General features: G+C 70.0%; 12 protein-coding genes. 5 read left to right on the plus strand and 7 right to left on the minus strand.

Annotated elements, in window-relative coordinates:
* Positions 1 to 29 precede the first annotated feature (29 nt).
* Positions 30 to 3,575 carry a DNA polymerase III subunit alpha gene (gene dnaE / locus ACH4DZ_RS17085; protein WP_398287924.1) on the minus strand — a complete coding sequence of 1,182 codons (3,546 nt, stop codon included), beginning with the start codon at positions 3,573 to 3,575 and terminating at the stop codon, positions 30 to 32.
* Between the two features lie 260 nt (positions 3,576 to 3,835).
* On the opposite strand from dnaE, the gene ACH4DZ_RS17090 reads away from it, so the two are divergent.
* The 4 genes from ACH4DZ_RS17090 (at position 3,836) to ACH4DZ_RS17105 (ending at position 8,560) form a co-directional block, all read left to right on the plus strand.
* Complete coding sequence (locus ACH4DZ_RS17090; RefSeq protein WP_398287925.1) at positions 3,836 to 5,164, plus strand: DUF2252 domain-containing protein; 1,329 nt, start codon at positions 3,836 to 3,838, stop codon at positions 5,162 to 5,164.
* Positions 5,165 to 5,258: 94 nt separating this feature from the next.
* Positions 5,259 to 5,945 (plus strand): hypothetical protein, encoded by a 687-nt coding sequence (locus ACH4DZ_RS17095; RefSeq protein ID WP_398287926.1) that lies wholly within the window; start codon positions 5,259 to 5,261, stop codon positions 5,943 to 5,945.
* Positions 5,946 to 5,990: 45 nt separating this feature from the next.
* Positions 5,991 to 6,791 (plus strand): DsbA family protein, encoded by an 801-nt coding sequence (locus ACH4DZ_RS17100; protein WP_398287927.1) that lies wholly within the window; start codon positions 5,991 to 5,993, stop codon positions 6,789 to 6,791.
* 110 nt (positions 6,792 to 6,901) lie between these two features.
* Positions 6,902 to 8,560 (plus strand): alkaline phosphatase D family protein, encoded by a 1,659-nt coding sequence (locus tag ACH4DZ_RS17105; protein WP_398287928.1) that lies wholly within the window; start codon positions 6,902 to 6,904, stop codon positions 8,558 to 8,560.
* A gap of 89 nt (positions 8,561 to 8,649) precedes the next feature.
* Here the strand turns inward: ACH4DZ_RS17105 and ACH4DZ_RS17110 are convergent, their stop codons facing one another.
* Positions 8,650 to 9,219 carry a dienelactone hydrolase family protein gene (locus ACH4DZ_RS17110; protein WP_398287929.1) on the minus strand — a complete coding sequence of 190 codons (570 nt, stop codon included), beginning with the start codon at positions 9,217 to 9,219 and terminating at the stop codon, positions 8,650 to 8,652.
* Between the two features lie 96 nt (positions 9,220 to 9,315).
* Here ACH4DZ_RS17110 and ACH4DZ_RS17115 point away from each other — a divergent pair, with 96 nt between their 5' ends.
* Positions 9,316 to 10,446: a mechanosensitive ion channel family protein gene (locus tag ACH4DZ_RS17115; protein ID WP_398287930.1), complete on the plus strand. Its 1,131-nt coding sequence runs from the start codon at positions 9,316 to 9,318 to the stop codon at positions 10,444 to 10,446.
* Between the two features lie 171 nt (positions 10,447 to 10,617).
* Here ACH4DZ_RS17115 and ACH4DZ_RS17120 read toward each other — a convergent pair whose 3' ends face one another.
* The 5 genes from ACH4DZ_RS17120 to ACH4DZ_RS17140 form a co-directional block, all read right to left on the minus strand.
* A complete protein-coding gene (locus ACH4DZ_RS17120; protein WP_398287931.1) occupies positions 10,618 to 12,204 on the minus strand; it encodes a Na+/H+ antiporter in 1,587 nt (528 codons plus the stop codon).
* A 211-nt stretch (positions 12,205 to 12,415) separates the two neighbouring features.
* Positions 12,416 to 12,898: a GNAT family N-acetyltransferase gene (locus ACH4DZ_RS17125; protein ID WP_398287933.1), complete on the minus strand. Its 483-nt coding sequence runs from the start codon at positions 12,896 to 12,898 to the stop codon at positions 12,416 to 12,418.
* Complete coding sequence (locus ACH4DZ_RS17130; RefSeq protein ID WP_398287934.1) at positions 12,895 to 13,839, minus strand: RluA family pseudouridine synthase; 945 nt, start codon at positions 13,837 to 13,839, stop codon at positions 12,895 to 12,897. Before ACH4DZ_RS17130 ends, ACH4DZ_RS17125 begins: the two co-directional genes overlap by 4 nt.
* A gap of 82 nt (positions 13,840 to 13,921) precedes the next feature.
* On the minus strand, positions 13,922 to 14,545 hold the full coding sequence (lspA, locus tag ACH4DZ_RS17135) for a signal peptidase II (RefSeq protein ID WP_398287935.1): 624 nt from the start codon (positions 14,543 to 14,545) through the stop codon (positions 13,922 to 13,924).
* Positions 14,546 to 14,658: 113 nt separating this feature from the next.
* Positions 14,659 to 15,711 (minus strand): TraR/DksA C4-type zinc finger protein, encoded by a 1,053-nt coding sequence (locus ACH4DZ_RS17140; RefSeq protein ID WP_398287936.1) that lies wholly within the window; start codon positions 15,709 to 15,711, stop codon positions 14,659 to 14,661.
* Positions 15,712 to 16,319 lie beyond the last annotated feature (608 nt).

Below are 16,319 nucleotides of genomic sequence, written 5' to 3' on the forward strand. Positions count from 1 at the left end.
AACCGGGTGCCCGGTGAGCCCGGCGGCCGTCAGCCGGTTGTCGCCAGGCAGGCCGGGCCCAGCAGCACCTTCAGGTCGCCGAAGAGCGCGGGATCGGCCTTCACCCGGTGCCGGTCGAGCCGCAGGACCGTGGTCTTGCTCGGGCCCTGGAGCCGGATCCGCACCTCGCTCTCGCCCCGGTGGTGGCTGAGGATCTCGCCGAGCCGGCTGACCATGGGCGGGGTGATCTTCAAGGCCGGGATGGTGAGGATCACGGGCGCGTTGGTGCCCGCGTTCGACAGGTCCGGGACCTGCAGCTCCATCGCGACCAGCCGCGGCACGTCCTCGCGCTTGTCGAGGCGGCCCTTGACGAACACCACGGCGTCCTCGACGAGTTGCGTCGACACCAACTGGTACGTGGCCGGGAAGAACATGCACTCGATGGAACCGGCGAGATCCTCGACCGTGGCGATGGCCCAGGCGTTGCCCTGCTTGGTCATCTTGCGCTGGAGGCCGGAGATGATGCCGCCGATGGTGACGACCGCGCCGTCCCCGTGCTCCCCGCCGGTGAGCTGGGCGATGCCCGCGTCGGCCTTGTCGGACAGCACGTGCTCCAGGCCGAAGAGCGGGTGGTCGGAGACGTACAGGCCGAGCATCTCCCGCTCCTGGGCGAGCAGATAGGCCTTGTCCCATTCGTCGGTGGTGAATTCCACGTCCAGGCCGAAGCCCGGCTCGGTGTTGTCGGCCTCGCCCATGCCGCCGAAGAGGTCGAACTGCCCCTCGGCCTCTTTCCTCTTCACCGCGACCACGTTGTCGATCATCGGCTCGAAGTGCGCGGTGAGGCCCTTGCGGGTGTGCCCCATCGTGTCGAAGGCACCGGCCTTGATGAGTGATTCCGTGGTGCGCTTGTTGCAGGCGGCGGCCTCGACCTTGTCGAGGTAGTCGGGGAACGAGTTGTACTTCCCCTTGGCCTTGCGGCTGCGGATGATCGACTCGACGACGTTCGTGCCGACGTTGCGGACCGCCGAGAGGCCGAAGAGGATCACGTCGTCGCCCTGCGCGGCGAAGTTCTGCTCCGACTCGTTGACGTTCGGCGGCAGGACCTTGATCTTCATGCGCCGGCACTCGTTGAGGTAGACCGCCGACTTGTCCTTGTCGTCCTTGACCGAGGTGAGCAGCGCGGCCATGTACTCGGCCGGGTAGTTCGCCTTCAGATAGCCGGTCCAGTACGACACCAGTCCGTACGCGGCCGAGTGGGCCTTGTTGAACGCGTATCCGGCGAACGGGACCAGTACGTCCCACAGGGCCTGGATCGCCTCGTCGCTGTAGCCGTTCTTCCGGGCGCCCGCCTGGTAGAGGACGAAGTTCTTCGCCAGTTCCTCGGGCTTCTTCTTGCCCATCACGCGGCGCAGGATGTCGGCCTCGCCGAGCGAGTAGCCGGCGATGATCTGGGCGGCCTTCTGGACCTGCTCCTGGTAGACGATCAGGCCGTAGGTGACCGCCAGGACCTCTTCGAGCGGCTCCTCCAGCTCCTTGTGGATCGGGGTGATCTCCTGGCGCTTGTTCTTGCGCTCCGCGTAGTTGATGTGCGAGTTCATGCCCATCGGGCCCGGCCGGTAGAGGGCCGAGACGGCGGAGATGTCCTCGAAGTTGTCGGGCTGCATCTGGCGGAGCAGCGAGCGCATAGGACCGCCGTCGAACTGGAAGACGCCGAGGGTTTCACCGCGGCAGAGCAGTTCGAAGGTCTTGGGGTCGTCCAGCGGGAGGTCGAGCATCTCCAGGTCGATGCCCTTGTTGGCCTTCACCATCTTGATGGCGTCGTCCATGATCGTGAGGTTGCGCAGGCCCAGGAAGTCCATCTTCAGCAGGCCGAGCGACTCGCACTGCGGGTAGTCCCACTGCGTGATCGTGACGCCGTCGGTGTGGCGCGTCCAGAGCGGGGCGTGGTCGACGATGGGCTCGCTGGACATGATCACGCCGGCCGCGTGCACACCCATCTGCCGGACCAGGCCCTCGACGCCCTTCGCGGTGTCGATGACCTTCTTCACGTCCGGCTCGTTCTCGTACATCCCGCGGATCTCGCCGGCCTCGCCGTAGCGCGGGTGCTTGGAATCGGTGATGCCGTTCAGGTCGATGCCCTTGCCGAGGACGTCGGCGGGCATCGCCTTGGTGAGCCGGTCGCCCATCGCGTACGGGTAGCCCAGCACGCGCGCGGAGTCCTTGATGGCGTTCTTCGCCTTGATCTTGCCGTACGTGCCGATCATGGCGACCTTGTCGGCGCCGTACTTCTCCGTCACGTACCTGATCACCTCGACGCGCCTGCGCTCGTCGAAGTCGATGTCGACGTCGGGCATGGAGACGCGCTCGGGGTTGAGGAACCGCTCGAAGATCAGACCGTGCGGGATCGGGTCGAGGTCGGTGATGCCCATCGCGTACGACACGATCGAACCGGCCGCGGAGCCTCGGCCGGGGCCGACCGCGATGCCCTGCTTCTTGGCCCACATGATGAAGTCGGCGACGACGAGGAAGTACCCCGGGAACCCCATCTGGATGATGACGTCCATCTCGTACTCGGCCTGCTTCTGGCGGTCGTCGGGGACGCCGCCGGGGAAGCGGCGCTCCATGCCCCGGCGCACCTCCTCCTGGAACCAGGTGACCTCGGTGAAGCCCTCGGGGATGTCGAACTTCGGCATGAGGTTCTTCGCCTCGAACATGCCGGTCGTGTCGATCTGCTCGGCCACCAGGAGGGTGTTCGCGCAACCCTCCTGCCAGGCCTCCGAGGAGTCGACGGCGTACATCTCGTCCGTCGACTTCAGGTAGTAACCGGTGCCGTCGAAGCGGAAGCGGTCCGGGTCGGAGAGGTTCTTGCCGGTCTGGATGCACAGCAGCGCGTCGTGCGCGGTCGCCTCGTGCGCGTACGTGTAGTGCGAGTCGTTCGTCACCAGCGGAGGGATGCCCAGCTTCTTGCCGACCCGCAGCAGGTCGTCACGGACCCGGCTCTCGATCTCGATGCCGTGGTCCATCAGCTCCAGGAAGTACCGGTCCTTGCCGAAGATGTCCTGGTACTCGGAGGCCGCCTTGACCGCCTCGTCGAACTGGCCGAGGCGCAACCGGGTCTGCAGCTCGCCGGAGGGGCACCCCGTGGAGGCGATCAGGCCCTCGGACCACTGGGAGATGGTCTCCTTGTCCATGCGGGGCCACTTCTGCAGCCAGCCCTCCGCGTACGCGTCCGAGGAGAGCTTGAAGAGGTTGTGCAGGCCCGTCCGGTTCGCCGCCCAGATCGTCTTGTGGGTGTAACCACCGGAACCGGACACGTCGTCGCGCTTCTGGTGCGGCTGGCCCCACTTGATCTTGCGCTTGTTGCGCCGCGACTCGGGGGCGACGTACGCCTCGATGCCGATGATCGGGGTGACGCCCGCCTTCTTGGCCGAGTGGAAGAAGTCGTACGCCCCGTGGAGGTTGCCGTGGTCGGACATCGCGATGTGCGACATGCCCATCTCGTTGCACGCGTCGAACATGTCCTTCAGCCGCGCGGCACCGTCCAGCAGCGAGTACTGGGTATGGACGTGCAGGTGCGTGAACGGCGGCTTTGACACGGCTTCGGCCTCCAAGGAGAACTGGCGTCGACGAGATCCCTACCGGCTGCGGACAGTCTGGGGGACAGCCACGAAGTGTATGCCTGAGCACTGACACTTCGAGCGCCGTCCCCCGTACCTTCGTGCGTACCTTCATCGGACGGTGGACGGGCACTCCCGTGCACCCCCGTCCGTTGGATGATGACGGAGACAACCGCTCCGGCGGACCGCACATTCCGTCCCACTCGTCATGCACCACCTGCACCAGGAGGCACCCAGCGATGTCGGTTCCGCAGCTCAGCGCCGAGCAGCGCGGCGAAGAGATCCTCGCCGTCTTCAACACCGCCTTCGGCGAACTGCTGGCCGCCGATCCGGCCGCGTTCCGCGTGAAGTTCCGGAAGATGGCGGCCTCGGCGTTCGCGTTCTACCGCGGGACGGCAGGGCTCTTCTACCACGACCTGGAGCAGGAGAAGCGGGGCGGACCGTACCTGGACGAGCGCACCTCCCGGGTGTGGATCCACGGCGACCTGCACGCGGAGAACTTCGGCACGTACATGGACGCCCAGGGCCGGCTGATCTTCAACGTGAACGACTTCGACGAGGCCTACGTCGGCCCGTTCACCTGGGACCTCAAGCGTCTCGCGGCCTCCGTGGCCCTGATCGGCTACGCGAAGGCGCTGAGCGACGAGCAGATCACCGCCCTGGTGCGGACGTACGCGGCGGCCTACCGGGAGCGCATCCACGCCCTCGCGACGGGCGCCAAGAGCGACGAGGTGCCGCCCTTCACGCTGGACACCGCGCAGGGGCCCCTGCTGGACGCCCTGCGTGACGCGCGCTCGCTGACCCGCTTCGGGCTGCTCGACTCGATGACCGAGATCCGCGACTTCGAGCGCCGTTTCGCGCCGGGCGGCGGCTCCATCGAGCTGGACGCGGCCACCCGCTACAAGGTCCTGGCCGCCTTCGACGGCTATCTGGAGACGCTGCCCGAGTCGTCCCTCGACCGCCCGGACTCGTACCGGGTGAAGGACGTCGTGGGCCGCCGCGGCATCGGTATCGGCTCCGCCGGGCTGCCCTCGTACAACATCCTTCTGGAGGGTGCCACCGACGCCCTGGAGAACGATGTGGTGATCTACATCAAGCAGGCCCAGACCCCGGCCGTCTCGCGGCACATCACGGACTCCTCGATCCGCGGGTACTTCCAGCACGAGGGCCACCGCACGGTGATCTCCCAGCGCGCCCTCCAGGCGCACGCCGACCCGTGGCTGGGCTGGACCGAGCTGGACGGCGCCGGCCAGCTGGTCGCCGAGGTCTCGCCGTACGCGGTGGACCTGGACTGGGGCGACATCGACGACCCGGAGGAGATCGCGGCGGTCGTCGCCGACCTCGGCCGGTCCACCGCCACCATGCACGCCGCGGCGGACGACGAGAGCGGCCACTCGGAGCTGGTGCCGTTCTCCACCGAGCGCGCCATCGACGCGGCGATCGCGGGCGACGAGGACAGCTTCGGCGACCTCCTGGTGGACTTCGCGCACGAGTACGGCGCCCGCGCGCGGGAGGACCACCAGATCTTCGTGGACCTGTTCCGCAACGGCCGGATCCCGGGCCTGTGACCGCCCGCCCACCGACCGCGACCGCCGGACCGCGACCGCCCACAGAAACCCTTTAGGGGTCCCCTACAGGAGTACGTGACAGACTTTCGGAACCATGGACATATCCGGGACCCAGCTCAGAGCCGTGCGCGCGGCGCTGTTCACGGCACTGGTCGTGACGCTCAGTACCGCGTCGCACGTGCTGCTGTCCCGGGTCCCCCTGCCGCTGGCCACCGTGGCCGCGCTCGCCGGCGCCGTCTTCGTCGTCGCGTACGCGCTGGCGGGCCGCGAGCGCGGCTTCGGGCGGATCGCCGCCCTGCTGATCCCGCTGGAACTGGCCGCCGACACGCTGTTCACAGCGGGCCAGCACGCCTGTTACGGCAAGGCGGGCGGCCCGGTCGCGGGACCCTTGCGCTCGGTCGGCCTCGACGTGCTCTGCGGGGGCGGCGAGGTCGGCGCCCCGCTGGCCCGGGTGACGGGCGGCGAGACGACCCCCGCCGCGGCCCTGCTCGCGCAGGCCGACCCGGGCGCCGCCTGGCTGCTGCTCGGCGCGCACATCGGTGTCGGCCTGCTCGCCGCAGCCTGGCTGCGCCGCGGCGAGCGCGCCCTGGCCCAGCTCCTGGACGCGATGGCCGCCGCCACGTTCCGCCCGCTGCTGGTCGCGGTCGCCGCGGTGACCGTGCATCTCACTCCGGTGCGCCGGCTGCCGCGGCCCACGCGCCGGGTCGCCGCCACGCGTACGCGGCTGTTCGTGCACTCCGTGGGACGGCGTGGACCGCCGTGCTCGGCCGTTCCCGCCTGAGCACACCAGTCCCCGTACACCTGTCACACCCACGGAGAACCCATCATGAGCAAGCGGAACAGCCAGGCCTCGAAGTCGGCGGCCCGTGAGCGGCTGCGCATCGAGCGCGAGCGGCAGGCCAAGCGCGACAAGGCCAAGCGGCAGATCATCGTCGCCGGTTCGATCGTCGCGGTCCTCGCGATAGCCGGCGGCATCGGCTACGCCGTCGTACAGAACAACGAGCCCTCCAAGTGGGACGCGGCGGCCGACGCGAAGGTCGTCGCCCCCGCCAACACCAGCGGCAAGAACGGCTCGACCGTCGTCATCGGCGAGTCCAAGACCGACAACACGGTCCACCTCTACGAGGACCCGCGCTGCCCGGCCTGTGCCTCCTTCGAGCAGACGGTCGGCGAGACCGTGAACAAGGGCATGACGGACGGCGACTACAAGCTCTCCTTCACCCTCGGCACGTTCCTCGACGGCAACCTCGGCGGCGAGGGCTCGAAGAACGGCGTGAGCGCGCTCGGCGCCGCGCTGAACGTCAGCCCCGAAGCCTTCCTGGAGTACAAGACCGCGCTCTACTCCACGAAGTACCACCCCGAGGAGACGACCGACGACCTCGCCAAGGACAGCTACCTGATCAAGGTGGCGAACTCGGTGGACGCGCTGAAGGACAACAAGAAGTTCCAGGACGCCGTCAAGAAGGGCACGTACGACGCCTGGGCGATGAAGATGAGCAAGACGTTCGACGACGCCAAGGGTGTCGACTCGACGCCGACCATCAAGATCAACGACAAGGTGATCACGAACCCGAGCACGGTCGCCGACTGGCAGAAGGCGCTCAAGGACGCGGGCGTCACCAAGTAGCGCGTTCCGGCCGGCACCCTCCGTAAGGGCGGGCGAACTTCTCCACGTTCGCCCGCCCTTCACGTCTTTCGCCTTACAGAAAGCCCTACCCATCAGTAATCTGACCGGCCGTGACCAGTCGCATCAGATCCCACCCCAGCCCCGACTCCCCCGCACCGAGCCGCCGTACGGTGGTCAAGGCGGCCGCGGCCGGCGCCGTGCTCGGCGCCCCGCTCGCCGCGGCGCTGCCGGCCCGCGCCACCGAGGCCCCCGCGTTCCTGCACGGCGTCGCCTCGGGCGATCCCCTGCCGGACGGCATCCTCCTGTGGACCCGGGTGACACCCACCGCCGGGGCGACACCCGGCTCCGGACTCGGCCCGGACGTCGAGGTCGGCTGGACGGTGGCCACGGACAAGGCGTTCACGACGATCGTCGCGAAGGGCTCCACCACCGCGACCGCCGCGTCCGACCACACCGTCAAGGCGGACATCCGCGGCCTGCAGCCCGCCACCGACTACTGGTTCCGCTTCTCCAGCGGCCCCGCCGACTCACCGGCCGCCCGCACCCGCACGGCCCCCGCCCCTGACGCGGCCGTGGCCGGGATGCGCTTCGGTGTGGTGTCCTGCGCCAACTGGGAGGCCGGCTACTTCTCGGCGTACCGGCACCTGGCCGCGCGCGGCGACCTGGACGCCTGGCTGCACCTGGGCGACTACATCTACGAGTACGGCACCGGCGAGTACGCCACACGGGACACGGTCGTACGCCCGCACGCCCCGGCGCACGAGATCGTCACCCTCGCCGACTACCGCACCCGGCACGGCCGTTACAAGACCGACCCCGACCTGCGGGCCCTGCACGCGGCGGCACCCGTCATCGCGATCTGGGACGACCACGAGTTCGCCGACAACACCTGGTCGGGCGGCGCCGAGAACCACACCGAGGGCGCCGAGGGCGCCTGGTCCGCCCGCCAGGCCGCCGCCAAGCAGGCCTACTTCGAGTGGATGCCGGTGCGGCCCGCCGTCGAGGGGACCACCTACCGGCGGCTGCGCTTCGGCAAACTCGCCGACCTCTCCCTGCTCGACCTGCGCTCGTACCGCTCGCAGCAGGTGAAGACCGGTGACGGCACGGTGGACGACCCGGCCCGTACGCTCACCGGGCGGGCCCAGCTCGACTGGCTGAAGGCGGGACTGCGGGCCTCCGACACCAGCTGGCGGCTGGTCGGCAACTCCGTGATGATCGCCCCCTTCGCCATCGGCTCGCTCTCCGCCGAACTCCTCAAGCCCCTCGCCGAACTGCTCGGCCTGCCCAGGGAGGGCCTCGCCCTCAACACCGACCAGTGGGACGGCTACACCGACGACCGCCGCGAACTCCTCGCGCACCTGCGGGACAACGCGATCCGCAACACGGTCTTCCTCACCGGCGACATCCACATGGCCTGGGCCAACGACGTGCCGTACAACGCCGGTACGTATCCGCTGTCGGCCTCCGCCGCCACCGAGTTCGTCGTCACCTCGGTGACCTCCGACAACCTCGACGACCTCGTCAAGGTGCCCGAGGGCACGGTCTCGGCCCTGGCGTCACCGGTGATCCGGGCCGCCAACAGGCATGTCCACTGGGTCGACACCGACCGCCACGGCTACGGCGTCCTCGACCTCACCACCGAGCGGGCACAGATGGACTACTACGTCCTCTCCGACCGTACGACCACGAACGCGACGGCGTCCTGGGCCCGTTCGTACCGCACGCGCAGCGGCACGCAGAAGGTCGAGCGGACGTACGACCCGGTCTGATCCCGGCGGGTCCCCGGCCGGCTGCAGGATCTCGTCGGTCACACGGTGTCGCGGGTCATAGGGCTTCGCCGGTCACAAGGTTTCGCCGGTCACAGGGTTTCGAGGAAGCCGAGTGCCACCCGCCAGGTGGCCTCGGCGGCCTCCTCGTCGTAGTCCGGGAGACCGGGGTCGGTGTAGAGGTGCCCGGCGCCCGCGTATCTGTAGACCTCCACGTCGGCCCCCGCCTTGCCCATCTGCAGATACCAGGCGGTCAGCCAGTCGTCGGGCTCGAAGGCGTCCGGCTCGGCGACATGCAGCTGGACCGGCAGCTCGTCCACCGAGGCGGTCTCCGCGATGTCGGACGTGCCGTGCAGGAGCAGCAGTCCGCGGGCCTTGTCGTCACCGAGCGCCAGGGTCTGCGCGGTCGCCGCGCCCAGCGAGAACCCGGCATACACGAGCCCCCGCTCCGAGTAGGGCGCCGCGGCCAGGATGGCGCGCCTGAGCAGCTCCTCCTTGCCCAGCTCGTCCTTGAAGGCCATGCCCTCCTCCACGGTCTCGAAGGTGCGCCCCTCGAACAGGTCGGGCGTCCACACCTCGTGTCCCGCGGCGCGCAGCCGGTCCGCCGCGTCCCGCACCGCGGGCCGCAGACCGAAGGTCGAATGGAAGAGCATGATGTTCATGAAGCCATGGTGCCAGCCACCACCGACAACGCGGTCACCTCAGATATGACCGGGGCCACAGGTTAGTGACCCCGGGGGCCGGTTACGGTCGAAGGCATGGAGAACGTGCTTCGCCCGCTGATCGTGATCGGCGGCTCGCTCGTGGTGACGCTGCTCGTCGGCTGGCTGGTCGACCTGCTGCTGCGACGCGCCGATCAACGCCACCACCAGGTCCCGCTGTGGGGCCTGCTGCGCCGCTGCCGTCTTCCGCTGCAGTTCGCCATGTGCGCCGCGATGCTGAGAGGGCTGTACGACCAGGCGGACATCGCGCCCAAGCACTCCGCCGGGATCGGCCAGGTCCTGACCCTGGTCCTCATCGGTTCCACCGCCTGGCTCATGGTGCGGATCGCCACGGCGATCGTCGAGTCCTCGTACTCCCGTTACGCGCACGCCCACCGCGATCCGGCCAGGGTCCGCCGGGTCCGTACGCAGGTGACGCTGATCCAGCGTGTCGTCTCCGCGATCGTCGGTGTGGTGGCGGTCGCCGCCATGCTGCTGACGTTCCCGGCGATGCGCGCGGCCGGCGCCTCGCTGCTCGCCTCGGCCGGCATCCTCGGCATCGTCGCCGGTGTGGCCGCGCAGTCCACGCTCAGCAACATGTTCGCCGGACTGCAGATCGCCTTCGGCGACATGGTGCGGCTCGGGGACACGGTGGTGGTGAACGGGGAGTGGGGCACGGTCGACGAGATCACGCTCACCTTCCTGACCGTGCGCACCTGGGACGAGCGCCGGTTCACGATGCCGGTCTCGTACTTCACCTCGCAGCCGTTCGAGAACTGGTCCCGCGGCGGGGTGCAGATGACCGGGACAGTCTTCTTCCACCTGGACCACAGCGCGCCCGTCGAGGAGATGCGCGACAAGCTCCGGGACATCCTCCGCGAGTGCTCCGCGTGGGACGGTCGCGACTACGGCCTCGCCGTGACCGACTCCACGCCCAGCACGATGGAGGTACGCGCGCTGGTCACCGCGAAGGACGCGGACGACGTCTGGACGGTCCGGGTCACCGTCCGCGAACAGATGCTGCGCTGGCTGACCGCCCACCACCCGTACGCCCTGCCCCGCGTCAACACGGCCGACGCGATCCTGCCCCCGGGCACGGCCCCGCACACCAACGGCGCGGACCCGCACCGCTCGCGCGCCACCACCCGGGGCCGAGCGGTGGAACCCCCTCGCACGGGCCGCGGCTGACCCGTCCCCCGAACACCTTCGAGCGCGGCCCCGGTGGGGGCCGTTCGCGCCGTTCCCCGCGCCCCCTAACAGGGGCGCGGGGAACGGCGCAATCTTTTGTCTTCAGGGGCGCGGGGAACTGCGCGACAAGCCCCCACCGGGGCCGCACCCACCCGCCCACGCACCCCCCGCCTACTTCAAGCTCCGGACATCCAGATGTCGTAGAACCCGGTCGACGACCTCCGGATTCGCCCCCGGCTCACTGCGCGCGGCCAGCACCTCATGCCGAGCGGCGGACAACATCTCCCCCTGGATCCGCCGCACCAGTTTGATCCGCCGAGCCCGCTGCTCATGCGCCTCCCGCCGCTCGTCCTCCCCCAGGTCGGGACTGATCCGGTACCCGATGTCGAACGCCCGCCGCAGCAACTGCTCGGTCAGCTCGTCGGACAGGTCCTCCGTCGCCTCCAGCTCCCGCAACCGCTGCTTCGCCGCCTTGGCCGCCCGTACGGCGAGCGTCTTCTCGAACTCCTTCTCCCGGTCGGTGTCGGCCTGCACACCGAGTTTGCGCACCAGCCACGGCAGACTCAGCCCCTGCAGCACCAGCGTGGCCATGATCACCCCGAACGCGACGAAGATCATCTCGTCCCGGTTGGGGAACGGCTCCCCGTTCTCCATCTCCAGTGGAATGGCCAGCGCCAGCGCGACGGAGGCCACCCCGCGCATCCCGGCCCACCACATGACAACGGTCTCCCGCCAGGTCGTCGGGATGTCCTCGTCGAGATCCCGCTTCGCGTGCAGCCGCTTGGTCAGCCAGGTGGCGGGCAGCAGCCACGCCAGGCGTACGAGCACCACGACCCCCACGATCGCGGCGGCCCAGCCGAGCAATTCCCCCCAGCGCCCCGACGCCGTGCGGATCGCGTTGTGCAGCTCCAGTCCGATGAGCCCGAAGGCCACCCCGGTGACCAGCGTGTCGACGATGTTCCAGAAGGTGTGCCCGGCCAGCCTCGTCATGACGTCGTCGGCGTCGTTGGCGTACTCCGCCAGGAACAGCGCCGTGGTGAGCACCGCCAGCACCCCGGACCCGTGCAGCTCCTCCGCGAGCACGTACGCGGCGTACGGCACGAGCAGGGTCAGACTGATCTGCAGCGTCGGGTCCCCGAGGGAGTCCATCAGCCGGTTGGCGGCCCAGCCGAGCCCGAGTCCCACGGCGACCGCGACGACGGCGGACAGCAGGAAGTCGAGTGCCGCGCCCTGCAACGAGAAGGAGCCGCTGATCGCGGCGGCGATGGCCACGTGGTAGAGCACGATGGCCGTCACGTCGTTGAACAGACCCTCGCCCTCCAGGATCGACACCAGGCGGCGCGGCAGACCGAGCTGTCCCGCGACGGCGGTCGCCGCGACCGGGTCGGGCGGCGCCACCAGCGCGCCGAGCGCCACGGCGGCGGCGATCGGCAGACCGGGCACGACCGAGTGGGCGACCGCGGCGACCACGGCGGTGGTGACGAACACCAGGGCCACGGCGAGCAGGAAGATCGGCCGTTTGTTGGCGGTGAACTGCCGCCAGGAGGTACGCCGTACGGCGGCGTAGAGCAGTGGCGGAAGCAGCGCGGGCAGGATCAGGTCGGGCGGGATGTCCACGTTCGGTACGAAGTCGAGGACGGCCAGCACGATCCCGAGCAGGGTCATCAGCACCGGCGAGGGAAGCCCGAAGCGGTCCCCCAGCGGAACGCTGACGACGGCCCCGAGCAACAGCACGAACAACAGGGCCAGCTGGTCCACGTTCAGGGCTCCAGGGGTCTAGACGTTCAGAACAGGCCAAACCCCAAGCGTGCCACCGCGAACAGTTTCCACACGCAGACGCACCAGAGCCCCCGTCACAGGCGCCCGTCAGGGGCGTTGTTCAGGGGTGCCCGTCAGGGGCGCGGGGAACTGCGCGACCAGCCCCCACCGGCCCGCACCCGAAGCACGACCCGGCCGGCCCGCCCGCCCCTCAAAGACTGCGCCGCATCGCCCGGTGCGCAATCCCGGCGTCGGGAAACTCAGGCCCGTAGGCCACGTACCCCAACCGCTCGTAGAACCCCAGCGCATGGGTCTGCGCGTGCAGGTCGACCGCCGTCAGCCCACGCGCGCGTGCCGCGTCCTCGATCCCCCGCACGAGCGCGACCCCGACCCCCAGCCCCCGCGCGGCCCGCACGACGGCGAGCCGCCCCAGCGAGCCGACACCGGCCTCGCCGCCGGTCTTCACGGCCGCCGCCCCGCCGTGCAGCAGCCGTCCCGCGCCGAGCGTCCGCCCGTCCTCGCCCATGGCGAGCACATGCACGGCACCGGCGTCGTACGCGTCGTACTCCAGGTCCTCGGGCACCCGCTGTTCGACGACGAAGACCTCCTTGCGCACCGCGAAGCAGGCCTCACGGTCGGCGGGATCCTCGGCGACCCGCACCACGTAGGGCGGCGGGTTCGACGACGGGCTCATACGTTGCTTTCCTCCCGCACACGGTCCAGCGCCTGCTGCAGGTCATCGGCGTAGCCGGCCTCGAACTCGACCCACTGCCCGTCCCCGGGATGCTCGAATCCGAGACGTACCGCCTGCAGCCACTGCCGGGTGAGCCCGAGCCGCTTGGACAGCGTCGGGTCTGCGCCGTACGTCAGGTCGCCGACGCAGGGGTGCCGGTGGGCCGACATGTGGACGCGGATCTGGTGCGTCCGCCCGGTCTCCAGCTTGATGTCGAGCAGCGAGGCCGAGCGGAACGCCTCGATCAGGTCGTAGTGCGTCACGGAGGGCTTGCCCTCGGCGGTGACCGCCCACTTGTAGTCGTGGTTCGGGTGCCGGCCGATGGGCGCGTCGATGGTGCCGCTGGTCGGGTCGGGGTGGCCCTGGACGAGCGCGTGGTAGCGCTTGTCGACCGTGCGCTCCTTGAACTGGCGCTTGAGCGACGTGTACGCGTACTCCGACTTGGCCACCACCATCAGGCCCGACGTGCCCACGTCGAGGCGGTGCACGATGCCCTGGCGCTCGGCGGCGCCCGAGGTCGAGATCCGGTACCCGGCGGCGGCGAGGCCGCCGATCACGGTCGGGCCCGACCAGCCGGGGCTGGGATGCGCGGCGACGCCGACCGGCTTGACGATCACGACCACGTCGTCGTCGTCGTGCACGATCTCCATGCCCTCGACGGGTTCGGCGACGATCTGCACGGGCGCGGCCGCCTGTGGCATCTCGACTTCCATCCAGGCGCCGCCGTGCACCCTCTCGGACTTCCCGACCACCGAGCCGTCGACCGTGACCTTCCCCGCCGCTGCGAGCTCGGCGGCCTTCGTACGGGAGAAGCCGAACATGCGGGAGATGGCGGCGTCTACACGCTCGCCCTCCAGGCCGTCGGGCACGGGCAGGGTACGGATATCGGGAACGGTACTCACCCGTCGAGTATGCCGGACGGGTGAGACACCGGCTCACGGCAGCCCGCGCGCGGAGCCCGTGACCGGAGCCGGTGACCGGCGCTCAGTCCTTGTGGACGGTACCGTCCGGGTCCAGGCCGCGGAAGGACAGCAGGACGATCAGGATGCCGCCGCAGACGATCGCGGAGTCGGCGAGGTTGAAGACCGCGAAGTGCTTGGGGGCGATGAAGTCGACGACCGCGCCCTCCAGGACCCCCGGCGCCCGGAAGATCCGGTCGGTGAGGTTGCCGAGCGCGCCGCCGAGCAGCAGGCCGAGCGCGATCGCCCAGGGCAGGCTGTAGAGCTTGCGGGCGAGCCGGGCGATCACCACGATCACGGCGGCGGCGATCACCGTGAAGATGATCGTGAAGGCCTCGCCGAAGCCGAAGGCCGCGCCGGCGTTGCGGATCGCCTCGAACTTCAGCCAGTCCCCGATGATCTCGATCGGCTCGTGGTGCTCCAGCTTCGCGACCACGATCAGCTTGCTGATCAGGTCCAGCGCGTACGCCAGGGCGGCGACGGTGAACAGCACGGCGATCCGGCGCCTGCCCCTGGGCGCCGCGGCCTCGTCCGAGGTCGCCCCGCTGTCGGGCTGCTCCGGCTCGGCCCCCGCCGCGCCCGGGGTATCCGGCGTATCTGGCGTATCCGGCGTATCCGGCGTACCGATGATGCGCTCCGCCTCTGCCACGTGAGTAAGTCCCTCGACCTAGGTGCCTGACTGAGCACGAGGGTACGGCACGGTCCGCCGCGGTCAGGTGCCCAGGAGGCACACCGGGCGGATCGTGTTCGATCAGCGGGACGTCAGTAGCGGCGCTCCTGCTTCTGCTTGCACTCGACGCACAGCGTGGCCCGCGGGAAGGCCTGCATACGGGCCTTCCCGATGGCGTTGCCGCAGTTCTCGCAGAGCCCGTACGTACCCGCGTCCAGCCGCTCCAGGGCGCGCTCGGTCTGCTCCAGCATCTCCCGCGCGTTGGCCGCGAGGGCCATCTCGCTCTCACGCGTGATGTTCTTGGTGCCGGTGTCCGCCTGGTCGTCGCCCGCGCCGTCCCCGGAGTCGCGCATCAGCCCCGCCAGGGACTCCTCGGAGTGCGTGATCTCGGCCCGCAGCCGCAGCGCCTCGGAGAGCAGCTCCTCACGGGCCTCCGCGGCCTCCTGCGGCGTCCACGGGTCCTCGCCGGGGCGTACCGCGAGCTCGCCGGGTTCCGCCGCGGCCACCCGCGCCTTGGGAACCGCGGTGGGCTTGTCCGCCGCCGCGGCCGTGCCAGAGGTCTTCTTCGCAACCACCGTCGTGGCTCCCGTCGTCTCGGCGGCCTGTGCCGCTGCTCCGTCGGCCGCGGAAGCGACCGCCTTCCTGGCCGTGCGTGTGCCCTTCCCCGCGGACGCCTTCCGGGACGCCCGCTTCACCGGCGCCGCGGACTTCCCGGCCGCCTTCTCCGCCTTCGCCGGGACGGGCCGCGTACCGGCCGTCTTGGCGGGTGCCGTCCCGCCGACGGCCTTCTTCGCGGAAGCCGCCATCTCCTCGGAGGCCGCCGCCCCAGCCGAAGCCGTCTTCGTGGCGACCACCCTCGCGGAAGCCGTCTTCTTAGCGGCCGTTTTCGAGGCGACCGTCTTCTTTGCGGCCGTTTTCGTACGAGGCTTCTTCGTAGCGGCCGTTTTCGCCGGGGCCGTCTCCGTGGAAGCCGTCCCGGCGCCGGTCCCGGTGCTCGTCCCGGAGGCAGTCCTGCTCGCCCCGGCGGTCTTCCCGGTGGCGCTCTTCCTGCCGCCGACACCCTCGGCAGCCGCCCCGGAGTCACCGGCCGCCCCCATGGATCTGCCGGACGCCGACTGCTGTTCGGCGGTCTTTTTCGCCACCATGGCCGCGGCCCCTTCACATTTTGTGACCTTGCACGCGAATCGTGCTGGGACGATAAATCGACTTGAGTCCCGCGGCAACGGGGCACGCCGCCCGATCCGCCCGCCCCGCGCGTACCGCACAGCGAGTCTGCAAGCGTTGTGCCCAGCTCCCCGCCGGGTAATCCGCCGTGTCGGCCGTCCCAGGATGCGAACACCGGCCCCTCGGCATTCGGGTCAGTGCCCGCCGCTTCCGGGCGGCGCCGCCCCTCCCCCGCGGGCCCCGCAAAACCGGTCGGCCGCTGTCGGCCCGGCGCCGTACACTGGGCGCAGCGAGAAGCGTGGATGGGGACGAGTAGCGGCGTAGGCGGCCAGGAGCGACCCGGGGACGGTGTGAGCCCGGGGGCGAGCGCGACGCGAAGATCACCCCGGAGCCGCCGGAAGAAAGCCGCAGCAAGCCCGCAGCGGCCGGTAGAACCGGTATCGCGACCCCAATGAGGGGGCTCACCGACGTGCGGAAAGCGGCGGGGGGCCAAGGAGGGTGGTACCGCGGGAGCGCGCCGCACACGGCGCAGGTGACAGCCCAGCTCTCGTCCCTCCGGACGGAAGGCAGAAGTCCGCCGGAGGAAGTT

The organism is Streptomyces sp. NPDC017991, from assembly GCF_044328075.1.
In the GTDB taxonomy this organism is placed as follows: domain Bacteria; phylum Actinomycetota; class Actinomycetes; order Streptomycetales; family Streptomycetaceae; genus Streptomyces.